12 protein-coding genes are annotated in these 14481 nt (G+C 47.3%); all 12 read right to left on the reverse strand.

Features of this window, described 5'->3' with window-relative positions; all coding sequences use genetic code 11:
• A partial coding sequence (locus tag WC317_00005; GenBank protein MFA5338519.1) for a DHA2 family efflux MFS transporter permease subunit occupies window positions 1-1011 on the reverse strand: 1011 nt, incomplete at its 3' end.
• On the reverse strand, window positions 1011-1874 hold the full coding sequence (locus tag WC317_00010) for an HlyD family secretion protein (protein MFA5338520.1): 864 nt from the start codon (window positions 1872-1874) through the stop codon (window positions 1011-1013). The genes WC317_00005 and WC317_00010, both read right to left, overlap by 1 nt.
• On the reverse strand, window positions 1855-3216 hold the full coding sequence (locus WC317_00015) for a TolC family protein (GenBank protein ID MFA5338521.1): 1362 nt from the start codon (window positions 3214-3216) through the stop codon (window positions 1855-1857). The genes WC317_00010 and WC317_00015 overlap by 20 nt, the downstream gene beginning before the upstream one ends.
• Before the next feature lie 136 nt (window positions 3217-3352).
• Window positions 3353-3970 carry a TetR/AcrR family transcriptional regulator gene (locus WC317_00020; GenBank protein MFA5338522.1) on the reverse strand — a complete coding sequence of 206 codons (618 nt, stop codon included), beginning with the start codon at window positions 3968-3970 and terminating at the stop codon, window positions 3353-3355.
• A gap of 103 nt (window positions 3971-4073) precedes the next feature.
• Entirely contained in the window at window positions 4074-4574 is a 501-nt protein-coding gene (locus WC317_00025; GenBank protein ID MFA5338523.1) for a DUF5666 domain-containing protein, read from the reverse strand.
• Window positions 4575-4851: 277 nt separating this feature from the next.
• Entirely contained in the window at window positions 4852-6276 is a 1425-nt protein-coding gene (locus WC317_00030) for a glycoside hydrolase family 1 protein (GenBank protein ID MFA5338524.1), read from the reverse strand.
• Window positions 6277-6288: 12 nt separating this feature from the next.
• A complete protein-coding gene (locus tag WC317_00035; protein MFA5338525.1) occupies window positions 6289-7260 on the reverse strand; it encodes a response regulator in 972 nt (323 codons plus the stop codon).
• Between the two features lie 3 nt (window positions 7261-7263).
• The gene (locus WC317_00040; protein ID MFA5338526.1) at window positions 7264-7632 is read right to left on the reverse strand and encodes a response regulator; all 369 of its coding nucleotides are present in this window, start codon (window positions 7630-7632) and stop codon (window positions 7264-7266) included.
• Between the two features lies 1 nt (window position 7633).
• Window positions 7634-8908, reverse strand: a complete 1275-nt coding sequence (locus WC317_00045; protein MFA5338527.1) for a PAS domain-containing sensor histidine kinase — start codon at window positions 8906-8908, stop codon at window positions 7634-7636.
• A 13-nt stretch (window positions 8909-8921) separates the two neighbouring features.
• Window positions 8922-10280, reverse strand: a complete 1359-nt coding sequence (locus WC317_00050; GenBank protein ID MFA5338528.1) for a glycosyltransferase — start codon at window positions 10278-10280, stop codon at window positions 8922-8924.
• Window positions 10280-11737: a 1-acyl-sn-glycerol-3-phosphate acyltransferase gene (locus tag WC317_00055; GenBank protein ID MFA5338529.1), complete on the reverse strand. Its 1458-nt coding sequence runs from the start codon at window positions 11735-11737 to the stop codon at window positions 10280-10282. The genes WC317_00050 and WC317_00055 overlap by 1 nt, the downstream gene beginning before the upstream one ends.
• Window positions 11734-14397 (reverse strand): GtrA family protein, encoded by a 2664-nt coding sequence (locus tag WC317_00060; GenBank protein ID MFA5338530.1) that lies wholly within the window; start codon window positions 14395-14397, stop codon window positions 11734-11736. Before WC317_00060 ends, WC317_00055 begins: the two co-directional genes overlap by 4 nt.
• Window positions 14398-14481: the final 84 nt, after the last annotated feature.

The raw sequence follows: 14481 nt of genomic DNA on the forward strand, positions 1-14481 counted from the left end.
TTTACATAAACGCGAGACCGACATGGCCCCGATAAATACCCCTATCCCGAGAGGGACCAGTATAAGCCCGCTTAAATAGGCCGTATACCCCATCATCGTCTGGTAAAAGAGCGGCATGAGCGCCATTACACCGTACATGATCGCGCCAATCATAAAAGCGATGATCATTCCACCGGTAAGGTTCCTGTCCTTGAGGATGCGCAGGTCGACCACCGGATGCTTCACGCGGAATTCCCATATAACGAACGCGATGAGCGAGATGACGACAACGATCGCCGTCCAGCATATCCAGGACGCCTGGAACCAATCCGCCTCCTGGCCCTTATCGAGGACCAGCTGCAGCGCGCCCAGGCCGATAGCCATCAGCGCGAACCCGTAATAATCTATGCCGGTCCTGATCTTCCGGATATACGGCGGGTCTTCCACGAACACCTTAGACATCAGGATGGCGATGATCCCGACAGGCACATTGATGAAGAAGATCCACCGCCATGAGAAATTATCGGTAAGCCAACCGCCGAGGACGGGGCCTATAATAGGCGCCACGATGACTCCCATCGCGAAAACCGCCATGGCTGAAGTGCGCTTCTCCTTCGGAAAACTTTCCAGCAATATTGCCTGGGAGATCGGCTGGAGGGCCCCTCCTCCTATGCCCTGGAATATCCGGAACAGGACCAATTGATTTAGGCTGCTCGCTATGCCGCAAAGGACGGAGGATAGGGTGAACAGGGATATGCAGATAAGAAGCACCCTTTTACGGCCGAAAAAACCGCCGAACCATGCCGAAGCGGGTAAAATGATCGCATTGGCGACAAGATAACTTGTTAAGACCCAGGTCCCCTCATGGGTAGTCGCGGAGAGGTTTCCCGCGATCTGCGGCAAGGCCACATTCGCGATGGAGGTATCCAGGACTTCCATGGTCGCGGCCAACATGACCGCGATGCAGATCAGCCATGGGTTGCTTTTGGGGCGCCATTCTTCAGGTTGAAGAGCGCCGCTTCCCCTGTTCACTACCGGACCTTTATCTCGGCAATGACCGACATGCCTACGCCAAGATCGTACTTATTGTAGGGTTGGCCGTCAAAAACGATCTTTACCGGTATGCGCTGGACCACCTTTACAAAATTTCCCGAAGCGTTTTCTGGCGGGAACATGCTGAATTTTGCTCCGGTGCCGCGCTGGATACTGTCCACATGGCCCTCGAAGATCTTACCGGGATACGTATCTATCTTTATCCTGACCTCCTGTCCGGGCCTGACATTTTTAAGCTGGGTCTCTTTATAATTGGCGACTACCCACATATCATTCGAAACGACCGCCATAAGCCCCTGCCCCGGCTGTATCTGGTTTCCCGCCTCGACGGACCTTTTTGCCACATGGCCGTCCGAAGGAGCGCATATCTTAGTATATTCCAGGTTGCGCTGCGCGATCTTGAACTGCGCTTCGGCAGCCTCGGCCTGCGCTTTCGCGAGGTTATACGCGGTAACGGCATTCTCGAACCGCTCCTTGGGATATACTTCTTCCTTATATAAGGCTTCGGCGCGGTCCCTGTCGCGCGATGCCTGCTCAAAAGCTACCTTTCGTATATCCAGGGCCGCCTGCGCCTCGTTCACCCTCAATTCGTAATCTATCGGGTCTATCTCGACCAGGACGTCCCCTTCTTTCACGATGCGGTTATCTTCCGCATTCACTGTCTTGACCGTCCCCGGGACCTTGGCCGCGATGCTATGGATCCTGCCCTCGATGTACGCGTCATCGGTGGATACCAGGCTGAGGCCGCTCATGACGAATAGGATCAATGCGACAGCGACGATTCCGCCCGTGACCAAAAATATGCCCAACACTTTCTTTTTCTTAACGTTTTGCAGGTTCATTTTTGTTCTCCATTGTTTCGTAGATAAGCGCGAGGTCGATACCCATCGAATACATAAGTTTCGCGTAATTACGCTTCAGTTCGTAATCCGCGCCGTAATAATTTGTCTGCGCCCTCGTCTGCAGCGTTATCGCTTCGAGCACGTCCGTAGATGTGGCGGCTCCGGCCGTATATTTCACGCGGTATGCGCGGACGTTCTCGCCCGCCTGCTCGAGCGCTTCCGAGGCGACGGAGACCTTTTCGCAGGCATCCTTAAGGCTCAAATGGCTGTTTTCAACCTCGAATTTTATATCCTCGATAAGTTTGCCTTTTTGTTCTTTTATCTGCTTTTGCAGAGCGCGCTCCTTGAGCAGGTCCGCCCGGGCCGCGCCGCCGTCATACAGGTTCATCTTGACCCCCAGGTTGACCGACATATTGTCTTCGTGCACCTGGTACCTGTTCTTAGTATGGTTATAACCGCCGTCGGCATAAAGGACCGGAAGGTTTTCTACCGCCTTTGCCTTTTCGCTCGAGACAGACGCTTTTATCCTGCTTTCATAGAAAACGATCTCCGGCCTCTGTTCCTGCGCCGTGATCCAGGCATCCTCTATCTCGGGGAACTGCGGCAACTGCATATTTATATCCTGCGCGATGAGCTTCTCTCTCAACGAGAGGGCCAGGATATTATTCAAGCGCGCGGCGGCGACTTCTTTCCCATTGCGTGCCGCTATCAATTTCTGCTTCGCGTCGGCAAGCTTGACCTTAGCGGGAAGCAGGTCGTTCTTTACTATAACCCCCTGTTCAAACAGATGTTCCATATCTTTAATATAAGAGGTAAGGCTTTCAACTTCCTTCTCCGCGACATTTATAAACTTCTCCGCTTCCAGCAGGTTGAAATAAGCCACTACAAACTCCAGCGTAGCTACCCGCTTGACGCTTTCGCTGCGGGCCTTTACCGCCTCGACCATCTCCTTTGACGCGCGATAGTTAGAGAGGCTCTTTCCGAAGTCGAACAAAGTCTGGTAAACATTGGCCCCGAAGGAATACGGATTTTGGTCCGAGGTCGGTACCACCATGCCGCCGAATTTCATTTCGGGCTTGTTATTATTGAAGGTCTGCGCGGCGCCTATATTAAGGTGCGGCAGCAGCACGGAGCGGGCGATCATCGAGTCCTGGAAAGCCATGTCATTATCAAAGGAAGATATTTTAACCAGGCGGCTGTCCTTTTGCACTATCGAAATTCCTTCCTGGATAGTGAGCAGCCTGCCGTTTTTTCCCGCGGCCTGCTCCGCATGGGCAAGGTGGCCCGCACAGGCCGCCAAGGCGCAAACCGCCGCAACCGCAAATACACTCTTACTTGCCATATTGCATCCTTCCCCGTCGCATTTGTATGTTTTCTTGAATGAACACTAATATCTTAATATGAACGTATGTTCATTTATGAATGGTATCATTCATTTGGGGTTTTGTCAAGATGGATATTTCAGGCGGGATTACGCGCTATTTATCTTCGGAGATGCCTCTTAACAGGCACTTTAATATGATGCCGGACATGCCGACCAGGCTCTTCTTGTTTTTGCTGTTTTCCTTGAACCATTTCAGGACAAAGGATTTCATGATCGAGGTCAATATATCAAGGACTTGTATGGGCTCAAAATCCCTGCTTATGACCCCCTCCTTCTGGGCCTGCTTGACTATATCTTCCATATATTTTTCGAACTTTTGGCCGGAAGGGGTGTTCCTGATGCTCTTCTCCGCAAGCATCATATCGTCGGATTCCGAGACGAATATGCGGAAGAAGTCCAGGTTCTCCTCGAAATACGCGAGTGATTCGCGCACGAATACCCCCAGCTTGCCTTTCGAGTCCTTTGCCGATGCCATCTTCTCTTCGACTACAGACAGCATACCCTTTAACTTTTCCGTAAAAAGCGACCGGTACAGTTCATCCTTATCCTTGAAATGCAGGTATACGGTGCCTGTCGCGTACTGGGCTTCTTTGGCGATATCCCTTATCGTCGCCTTGTGGTATCCCTTCAGGGCGAAAATATGCTCCGCCGCCGCGAAGATATCCGACCTCCGCAACTGCCTGTCCCTTTCTCTCCTGTTTAATACAGCCATTTCACCTCGCCTAGAATTGTATCTAATTAATGAACGAATGTTCATAAATTATATACCATCTATTCCCGCTTATGTCAAGCCAATTACTTTAAAACGAATGCCCTCAATCAACAGTTACCTTAAAAGCTGTTAATTCCGAGGACCCTGTCCATTCCCCTTTACATTTAACCGAATAGCCGGGAGCGAATAATTCAAGCGGTATCCTAACCCGATTCGGTCCTTCCAGCCAGGCATCAACCGGAACTTTTATCTTGATCCCGCTTATAATAATTTCTCTTTTTGCGGAATCTATCGATGCTATCTTGCCTTCTATAGCTGAGCATTCCGGCTGTTTCCTGTCTATCTTCCCTGCCTTCAACTCTGATGAACCGGTAAACTTCCCTTCTATTTCAACATAATCTCCCGGCGCAAGCTTGCTTATCGCAAGCGGATAATCCTGCTCGTTCTCTATCCATGCATCCGCTGCCTGTATTACCACTCCGGAGATCTGCAGTGTCTTTTTCGACCTGTCAATGGAATTGACCTTTCCCCTGATTCCGTCTGCCAAGCATACTCCCGTAAATACAAAAACTATAAAAAATGCAACTACTCCTATCCTCTTCATGCATCGCCCTCCTTTTTTAGCTGTGATCCTTAATCCTCCCGGATTATTACCCGCAAAAAGCCACGACATTTTTTCATATTCATATTTACCCCTTTAAATTCTCAAAATGAAAAAAGGGACCCTTTCACGTTTCACGATTTGGGGATCAGAGAGGGATTCACTCGCGGAATTTGAGCACCTTGAACTTTTTGAACACCTAAAGCTTTTGTCTAATAATATCCCGCAAAGCGGGATATCTAGCGAAATCCTGCGAAGCAGGGTGTCCGTTTTGTCCGCTTCAGAAATCCAGTTTTCCTGACTTGATGATTTGCTCGTATTCTCTTGCCGATCCTCGAATTGTTCGTTCCTGCGTCGTATAGTCCACCCCTATTAACCCAAATCGCGGAGCGAACCCGTCTGTCCACTCATAATTATCCAAGAACGACCAATAGAAATAACCGATCACAGGAGCCCCCTCATTCATCGCCAGGGCTACGGCCTTAAGATGTTCTAAGATAAATACCGAACGCTTGGCATCATGATTTGTGCAAACGCCGTTTCCCGTGATCAAAATAGGCAGTTTGTATTTTGAAAATTTTTTGATCAACGTGTACAACCCTTTCGGATAAATTTCCCAGCCAAGGTAATTCCTCATGGCTAAAGGATCTTCTACGGCGAGCCCCTCACCTAAAATTTCAGGCAATAAAAACCCGCGATTGGAAACATATTCCCGCTTAAAATAATCCAAGCCGATAAAATCCAGGGTTTTTGCTCTGGGAAGTTTTATGCTGAAAAAACCTAATATCTTCGCTTTCCCCCGTATTAAGGCCTGAATAAATAAGTGATTGATCGCCTGGTCCCTTAAGCCCGCAGAGATCCGGTCCGGCAAAGAGTTGCTCGAGCGAGGCGAAAATATGATCACCTGGTGGGCTATCCCGATCATAGGTTTATTCCAGCCTTTTTGGGCATAGGCTTCGTTGATCTTTACATAAGCCAGGACATGCGCTTCGGCTAAATTTTGCACGACTTTAAACGCATTTTCCGTTGACTTCTCCCCAGGCGGCCAACTCCCGACCATATAGCCGTTATACGCATAAGATGCCGGTTCATTCAACGTTATCCAATAATGAACATCGCTGCCCAGAGTTTCTGTCGTTTTCCGCGCGTATCGGGCGAAAAGTTCCGGACTTTCATCCGAAAGCCATCCCCCCTTGCTCACAAACCATAAAGGGATCGTAAAATGATTCAACGTTACAATGGGCTCTAACCCCTTAGATTTCAGCGAAAGGATCATCTTGCGGTAATGCTCAAGGGCTGAGCCGTCAAATTGGCCCGGCGACGGCTCGATGCGGCTCCATTCAACGGAGAAACGATAAGCTGTAAACCCTAAAGATTGGGCGATCTTAAAATCCTCTTCAAAGCGGTTCCATTCATCACAAGCCAGTCCGGAACGCATTTTCAGGGGAACTTTCTGTTCCCACTGCCACCAGTCGTTATTGGTGTTGTTGCCTTCGACCTGATGAGAAGATGTGCCTGCCCCCCACAAAAATCCTTTCGGGAATGTAAATTCCTGCAGCGTAGGTACTGTTGTTGTTATGTTAGATCTTTCATAAGTATCGGCGCCGATATATCCCGGAACCATAAAAATAATAAGAAATAAGGAGAGGCCTGCGCAAATATTTTTTTTAACCTCATGTCCGGCTGTTTGCGGTCGGATTTGCATATTAACCTCCTTTCACGAGGAGTGGCCGCCTGCTATGGTAAACCCAAGCAGTTCCTCCACCATCGATATGAGCAAAGCAGATTGTTTAGACATGGCATCGATTACTTTCTTTTGCTCCTCATTAAGATGGCCATATGACCCGTCCTGAAGTAACGATATGTTCCCGCTGATCACTCCCAGCGGTGCGCGCAGTTTATGCGAGATAAGAGTTAAAGTATCCTGTTTTAGAAATTCCTCGCTGCGCGCTGCGGTAACATCACGCAAGATAAAAACAATGCTTAACAGCTCTCCGGCGGAATTTTTTATCAGGTCCAAATTCGCCTCTAAATATAATGCCTCCGCCGTTTCTGATTTTTGGCGTACAATATCAAATGTTTTATGCGCAATCGTTAGATCCGTAAGCGCTTCTTTACTTATAGAAACAGAATAATTCTTAAATAGCGTTTCGACCAAATTGACTTTTGCCGGATCGGTAATATTTAAGTAATTTAAGATCGCCGCATTGCTGTCTTTGATCAGGTAATCCGGGCTGCAGATGGCAATGCCATCGCTTATTTTATCGACCACTGCCTTGAATTTCTCTTTTTCATCCAACTGCCGGAGATAATAACTTATCTTGAGTATGGACTTGACTCTTGCTAATAGTTCAACCTTATCAAAGGGCTTGGAGATAAAATCATCGCATCCTGCCTCAAGGGCTTTTACCTTGTCTTCGGTCTCCCTAAGCGCGGTTACCATGACCACCGGGATAAGGCGTGTCTTTTCATCGGCGCGCAATTTTTCCAGCACTTCTATGCCGGACATCCTGGGCATCATTATGTCCAGCAGGACCAGATCGATTTGATCGCCGGAAAGTATTTTCAGCGCTTCTTCACCGCTTGCCGCCTTGACAATCTCATAACCCTGCGGAACAAGATACGCTTCGAGAAGTTCAACGCTTTGGAGCTGGTCATCAACAGCTAAAATTACCGGTCTGTCTTTCATCCTCTACCCCTTGATAAATTTACTGATTTCTTTCGCGAAAGTGCGCGTATTTATCGGCTTGCCTATAAATCCGGAGTTAGATATGTCTTTTATCTCTTCCCTGCCTTCTGCCATTACGGAAGCAGTTACAAAAACAATGGGAATATCGCTTGTCTCTTTGTCTTGACGCAATATCCTGGCAGCTTCGCTACCGCGCATATCCGGAAGCCGCACATCCATAATTATGACATCCGGTTTTTCTTTCCTGACAATGGCAATTCCGCCGGAAGCATCTTGAGCTACAAATACTTCGAAGCCGGCGACCTCCAGGAGGTCTTTTTCCAGCGTCAGATTATTCACGTTATCATCGACAATTAAGACTTTCTTCCCCATCTCACACCGCCTTTCTGGATATAACCGGCAAAGTAAACCTGACTTGAGTGCCTTTATTTAGCCCCTCTGATACTACGGAAAACTTCCCGCCATGCAGCTCAACCAGCTTCTTGGAGAGCGGCAAACCGAGACCGGTTCCCTCAGTTACCCGGGAATATGGAGTATCGACACGGAAAAACCCTTCAAATATTTTCCCCATGTTTTCAGATGCGATCCCGGCCCCCGTATCCCATACCACTATTTCTATCTCGGAATCAACCTTTCTCGTAGAGGCCCGCATTCCTATTTTACCACCCTCGGGAGTAAATTTTACCGCGTTTGAAAGCAGGTTGTAAAGTATCTCTTTTACCCTGAGCTCATCCGCCTCAATATTCGGCAGATCTTCGGTTATTTCAAGCAACATTTGAAGCTTCTTTTTACTGACCATATCCGCTACCAGCAGTGAAATGTCATTTAACAGGCTTTTCATGGGTAAGCTGGATAATGCCAGCTTCATCTTCCCCGCTTCAACTTTTGACATATCAAGTATCTGATTTATCAGTAAGAGGAGATGTTTTCCGCTGGTTAGAACATATTCAACGTATTTTTTCTGCTTCTCATTAAGCGGCCCGAAAGTCTCGTCGTATAATATCTCGGAGAAACCGTTAATGGAGTTAAGCGGGGTCCTGAGCTCATGCGACATATTGGCCAGGAACTCGGATTTTGCCCGGGTGGTACGTTTTAACTCGGCGGCCAACTCCTGTAACTCTTCATGGGCTTTTTCCAGGCCTTTTTCTATCTCCCTGCGCCCGGTAATATCCTCGATAGCCAGGAGGATGATCCGCTCCTTGCCAAGCGCTCTTTCAATTTGCCGGGCATTCAAAAGCATTATGCGCCTGCCGATGGTAGTAAAATCGTGTTCAACCTCATAGTTATCGAAGGTTGCCTTTTGGGGAAGGATGGTTTCCAGCAGTTCCCGCAGCTTGGGGATATTCCACTGTTTATTGCCCAGGTCATAAATAAGTTGTCCCACGGTCTCTTCGGGTTTTACCTTAAAGACATCATAGAAGGAGCGGCTGACGGAGACCACCCTTAGATCTTGATCCAAAGCGATTAGGGATTCACGCACGGTGTTGATGATGCTCTCGGCATAGTTGCGGGCATCTTGGGCTAATCGCTCTGTTTTCTTACGCTGTTCAATTTCTTGGTGAAGCTTCTTAACATTCCTTCTTTCTGCGACGGTACGGATTCCTGCCTGATTCTTACATAATTTTTTGTTTTTCTTTATATCTTTCATGGTTTCGCCTCTTTTAAAGTTTCCCTTCCTTGGTCGTGCCATTAGATCGGGGGTCTTCGCTCTTTTCCGTCGTATCTTTGATCTTTACGGGTTCTGTTTTCTGAAAATTTCCTTCGAACACTGATGTGGCAACGGACCTGATATAATTGCTGTAAATATCCCACTCCGCTTTCATGCGCCACTGGAAAAGATACCGCGAACTGTTTTTCTTGCCCAGGGAAACAGATTTTCTTGATCTGATTTTATCATAAATTTCCAACATGTGTTTTGCGGCAGACTTAATCGGGTATTTCTGTACCGTCATTCTTACGATCTGCTTCATGGCTAGCAACTCTTCAGGAGTCCGGGATAAAGACCAGGCAAGGGCATCAACAAAACTTTGCTGGTCCATCTCATTGAGCAACCGGCCGTTGTGGTAATCTTCTACGACTTCCCGCGCTCCCGGAGCATCCAATGCTACCACCGGAACCCCTGCCGCCATGGCTTCAATAAGAACGATCCCTTGCGTTTCGCTTAATGAAGCGAACGCGAAAACATCCATGGCAAAATAAGCATCAACCAGATGCTGATACTGCAAAACTCCGGTTAAATGTAACCTTTTTTCAAGGCCTGCCTTCACAAAGGCGTCCTTGATCATTTTTTCAGATGGCCCTTTGCCAACGATAAGGGCATGGACCCTTGGATCTTTTTTTAATAATTCGATCATACAATTTGTCAGAAATTCCAGATTCTTTTCCGGAGACAGCCGCCCGGCATGGCCGACTACTTTAGCATCTGGAGGGATGTTATTCCGCTGGCGAAAAGCTTTTCCATCGCCTTTTGAAAAACGTTCCGCGTCTACCCCTGTCGGGATAACCTCCATGGGGGTCTTAACACCTCTTTTAAGTAAGATATCCTGCACGCTTTCGCTGGGCACAATTACCTGGTCCACCAAATTGGAATATCCGGCGGCAAGCTTGACCATAAATCGCTTCACTCCCTCATTGTGAACCGGCCAATCATGCACGTACTGCTCAAACATACAGTGATAAGTAAATACAAGCGGTATGGCGTGCTGTCGACTGAGCCGTAATGCAAAATCTCCCATGAAAAACGGGCCGTGGCTATGCACAATATCCGGCACGAATTCTTTCATGTATCGCTTTAAGAGCCTAGAGATCGGAAAATTAATGGAAAAAATAGTCCCCCTAAATTTTTGGATGGCCGGAATCCGGATAACGCCCGGTTCCTCTGTCGGCGCCCCCCCAAAGGCAGGAGTAACGATCAAAACCTCATGCCCTAAACTTCTAAATGCCTCGCTAAAAGAATAAACCGATTGCTCTAACCCTCCCACCATCGGAAAATAGGTATTCGTCATCATGAGAATATTCATTATTTATCCTTTAGTTCTATGAGCGCTTTCCTGGCCGCCACGCATATCGCGTCGTAATGATCTTGCGCGCCCATGGACAGCCCTTCTTTTTCCAGATCTTCGGGGAGGAGCGGCTTGCCGAATCTCACCCTGATCGGGTGGCGTTTGGGATACTTTGCCGTGCTGGGCCATGCCTCATAAGCTCCTTCTATAGCCACAGGCACAAGCTTTGCTCCCGTCTCCTTAGCCAGGATACCGAACCCTTTTTTAAATTTCCCGACTTTGCCGGTAGTACTGCGCAACCCTTCCGGGAAATAACACAAACCTTTACCGCGTTGTAATACTAAATAAGCGCTGCGCAGCGCCTCCAGAAAATGCGTTGAATAATCAAATGGAATAAGTCTTTCCATTTTTACGATATCCCTTAAAAAACGGGATTTTACAAACGGCCTAAAATAATACGGTATGAATAAGAAGTAAAACATTTGCAGCACCGGCCTGCGCGGCAGGCAAGCGTTAATGGCAGGCCCGTCAAGATCGCTCGTGTGGTTTGGATACAGGATATAAGCCCCTTCTTTCGGCACGTTCTGTTCTCCTTCTGACTTAATACTGAAAAACAATCTGAAGATCAAACAATCTATGGCTGTTATGCTGAATCTAAGCAGCCAGGCGAAAAAACCGGTGCTGAATTCGAGCGCTCCCAGATGCTCTTCTTTCGGAAGGACTTGTAAATGTTTTTTCCAGTAGTCCGGACTTAAAGGTAAACTTTTATCCTCCTCCGGGCGGATGCCTTTTGCTCCTTTTAACGCATCCTTTATCCCCAGAATGAGGTCTTTTACAATAAAGGCCCGCGAGATCGCCTCATCTTTTATATCGGCGCTAAAAGCCAGCTCAAGGCGCGAAGCAAGCTCTATCCTGCCTAATGAATCTACGCCAAGGTCCAGCTCCAAAGAATCCTCAAGTATTATCGGTCTTTTAATACCGCTTTGCTCCTTTAGGCATTTTAATATTTTTATGCCGGTCCCGGATCCTATCAACAGTTGGTCCGCGGCCGTTAGCTCCCCCGTTACCGGAAGAGCGCCTTCTATTCCTGCCCTCACCCTAGGCTCATATATTTCCTTGATCGCATTTCTATCTAACTTACCAAGCAGGTCATACGGTAGATCATCAAGCGTAATAGTAAAACCTTTAAGCCTTTTATAAATAGGGAGCGATGGCAAGACATTATCAAATCTCTCCTTAATGGCTAAATGCAGGTTCACTGAGGCGAATTTCCTGAAATTATCAAGATCCGGCCGGATGATAGCCCAAAGAATTTTGGATCCCTTTACATCATCCATTCCGGAGACTGTAAAGACGCACATCTCTGTAATAGGGGCGGCCTTTTTATAGAACTCCTCGATCTCTTCCGGGTAAATTTTCTTCCCCGACTTCAATATGATAAACTCTTTAAATCTGGCCACAAGGTCTTTTATCATTTACCCGCCTCATATTTCAATTCAATAGAATTTGTTGCGGGTGTAATTATTACGCTCTTAAAACCGGGTAATCGGATATCGATCGGCGGTTCTTTCGCAAGCCATTGTCCGCGCCATTCGACAAGGATATTTTCCCCTCGTAGTTTTATGGAAATTTGAATATCCCCAAAACTTGTCGGCGCGGGGCCAAACGCGATCGTCTGGTTTTTCTCCAGCCAGGCTCGCGGGATCCCCGAACATAAAATTAATCGGTTGCCTTCTTCGCGCACAAAACAATTCCTTATCATTAAAACCCATTCCGCCGCGGCCCAGACATGCTGCCCGTCTCCCATACATCCCCCGCCTGTACGCGGATGTACCGACTCAGGCCATTGTCCTGTTGGCGAAGCCAATTTAGCCACTGCTGTCATCAAACCAAAATACCTGGGATCACCTGCGCGCAAGAGCGCCTGTGATAAATGTAACGTAAGGTAAGGATTGATCCCTGAATGGGTCATGTCATGAAAAAAACCGCCGTGGACTAAACAATTTTTCATTAAATAATCGGCTGTATCTAAGACCCTTGGATCGTTATGCTCAAAAACTCGAAGCGGATAGCTGGCGACCAAAGAGCCGATCGCTCCCGAATCTAAACGGCGATAAGGAGAGGCCGGTATCGCGGGTCTTTTTAAACGAACTTCTACTTTCTTTAAACTTTGATCTATGCTCTCCAATAATGCCTGCGATTCCGTTTCAAAATGAGCGGCCTCATCATTATCCTTATAAGCAGCGCACAAAAAGGCCGCTGCTTTCAATCCCGCAACCGCCCAAAAGTCATCCCAGTAATAAAAATCATTCGGCCCCAAATGCTCAGCGCTAAATCCGGACGGCAATAAACCTGCGTGAGGGTATGGCCCATTGGCGGGCAGTCGTTTTTTATAGATCCACTTGCCCGCTTTATAGATCGATTTTCCCCATTCTTTAGGCGGGAGATTTCCTGTCATCTCACAATACCGACGCATTATCCACAATGCCTCGCCGTTAGAATCCCATTCTCCTTCCTGAGAGAGGAAATAACCTTGGGCTGTCTGACGGGAGCGGAAACAATCCAATGAGCGCCGGACACGTTCCTTTAACCCGACGCATAGCAAACCATGTAATATAAAAGCGGCATCGCGAAACCAAAACCGCCGGTAAATATAAGGCCCGGGATAAACTTCCTTGGGAGAATGCAAAATCATGGTGCGGATGGCAGCATCGTAAAGGAACTGAAAATCTTTATCGGGGATCTGCAATGAACACGCGCCCTGGAGGCTTTTCTTCCACGCAAGCTTCGCAGTTTCCCGGCGGCTGGAATAGGAATCTTTTTCAATTTTATTCTTAGTTAAAGGCACAGAAACGGTAATTTCTTGCGGTTCTCCCGCTTTCAATATAAAAATGGCCGCAGAGGTGGCCATGCCGACTTTACATGAAATTTCTTTTTCATCTTCCTTGGCTGACAAGCAGCTATAAACATCTCCTCGCTGATAATCTGAAAATACGCATCGATCCGGAGGTTTATCAAAATATACGAAGTTTTCTCGATTTACTTGCCAGCCTGACGAGCCTTCGAGGAGAGTAATATTATTTATAAAACTCACGCCTTCAGGGTTATAAGGCCTGAGAGAAACTACTAACTGCGCATTAACAGAAGCAGAACCTCTGATATTAACCTGGCAGATCGGCACTTCGGCTGAACCGGTAACTTGCGCATTTAATTGAAGCTTTAATTGCTCGAGACTGAATTCTGTAATCACGCAAAGATTGTCATCGAAACACAGTTTTTGCGATACATTTGGATTGCGCGACGGGATCAACGGGTCCCCCTCTTTTGGAATGATCCAAACATCAATAGACCAACCGTCATAACGGGGAGTAACAAGGCCGCAAGGATCTACAATAGGAAATTCGGTGCTGTCAGGAACGCCCAAAGCGGTCCAATTTCTATGTGTAAGATTAATTTGAGTTAATGAAAATGACCGCGGGATAAAGGCCTCGCACTCCGGATCATATTGGCATTCCACCCAATAAGGCCAGATCCAATCAAGGTTATGCTGAATGGCTATGCTATTGATCAGGCCCCGGGCATGCAAGACCACGCCTGAACGCAATAGTTCAGTCGGAATCGCCACCTCTGAGGGTTGCGTGAAATTCTGTAATTGAGAAATAAATTTAATCGGGTCTAAAAACCCCCGCCGGCGCGCGACGGTCCTGACTATGAATTTTAACGGTGACCATTTCCATTGCGCAAAACTAAACTTTTCCTTCGATAAAGTCCTGAAAACCCACCATTTAAAACAAACAAAGGTAAATATACCTGTTAATATCGTGGCAATGATCAAAGCTAAAAAAACAGCCCCGGGCCGCACATTGAGAATGGTTTGATTTGTAAAAACATTAATTCCCAAAGCTAAAAAATTAATCAGCGTATACCGGCCAACCTCAGCGTACGATTGTTGGTTGTGTTTAAACGTCCAAAATTTATTAAGCAAATACCCGACAATGCCCGCGCACGTAAAGGAAATCCCTTTAGATATGCTAAAAGACAAAAAATGAAATAAAATATAATAGACGCTAAAGTCTGTCGCATTGACGATAGTCCCTGCGATTAAAAACCGGATTATTTCTTTTTTAGTCTTCATATCAGTTTTAAAGGGAATTCCTCCTTATGGCCGTCATAATACCGCCGAACGCCCCCGCGAATCATTGCCGGGGGGCGTTCGTGA

This window comes from Candidatus Omnitrophota bacterium (assembly GCA_041653595.1).
Lineage (GTDB): Bacteria > Omnitrophota > Gorgyraeia > Pluralincolimonadales > Pluralincolimonadaceae > Pluralincolimonas.

Coding starts and splice junctions, on each gene's coding strand:
- WC317_00010 (MFA5338520.1), bottom strand. CDS start 1,874: ATGAACCTGCAAAACGTTAAGAAAAAGAAAGTGTTGGGCATATTTTTG.
- WC317_00015 (MFA5338521.1), bottom strand. CDS start 3,216: ATGGCAAGTAAGAGTGTATTTGCGGTTGCGGCGGTTTGCGCCTTGGCG.
- WC317_00020 (MFA5338522.1), bottom strand. CDS start 3,970: ATGGCTGTATTAAACAGGAGAGAAAGGGACAGGCAGTTGCGGAGGTCG.
- WC317_00025 (MFA5338523.1), bottom strand. CDS start 4,574: ATGAAGAGGATAGGAGTAGTTGCATTTTTTATAGTTTTTGTATTTACG.
- WC317_00030 (MFA5338524.1), bottom strand. CDS start 6,276: ATGCAAATCCGACCGCAAACAGCCGGACATGAGGTTAAAAAAAATATT.
- WC317_00035 (MFA5338525.1), bottom strand. CDS start 7,260: ATGAAAGACAGACCGGTAATTTTAGCTGTTGATGACCAGCTCCAAAGC.
- WC317_00040 (MFA5338526.1), bottom strand. CDS start 7,632: ATGGGGAAGAAAGTCTTAATTGTCGATGATAACGTGAATAATCTGACG.
- WC317_00045 (MFA5338527.1), bottom strand. CDS start 8,908: ATGAAAGATATAAAGAAAAACAAAAAATTATGTAAGAATCAGGCAGGA.
- WC317_00050 (MFA5338528.1), bottom strand. CDS start 10,280: ATGAATATTCTCATGATGACGAATACCTATTTTCCGATGGTGGGAGGG.
- WC317_00055 (MFA5338529.1), bottom strand. CDS start 11,737: ATGATAAAAGACCTTGTGGCCAGATTTAAAGAGTTTATCATATTGAAG.
- WC317_00060 (MFA5338530.1), bottom strand. CDS start 14,397: ATGAAGACTAAAAAAGAAATAATCCGGTTTTTAATCGCAGGGACTATC.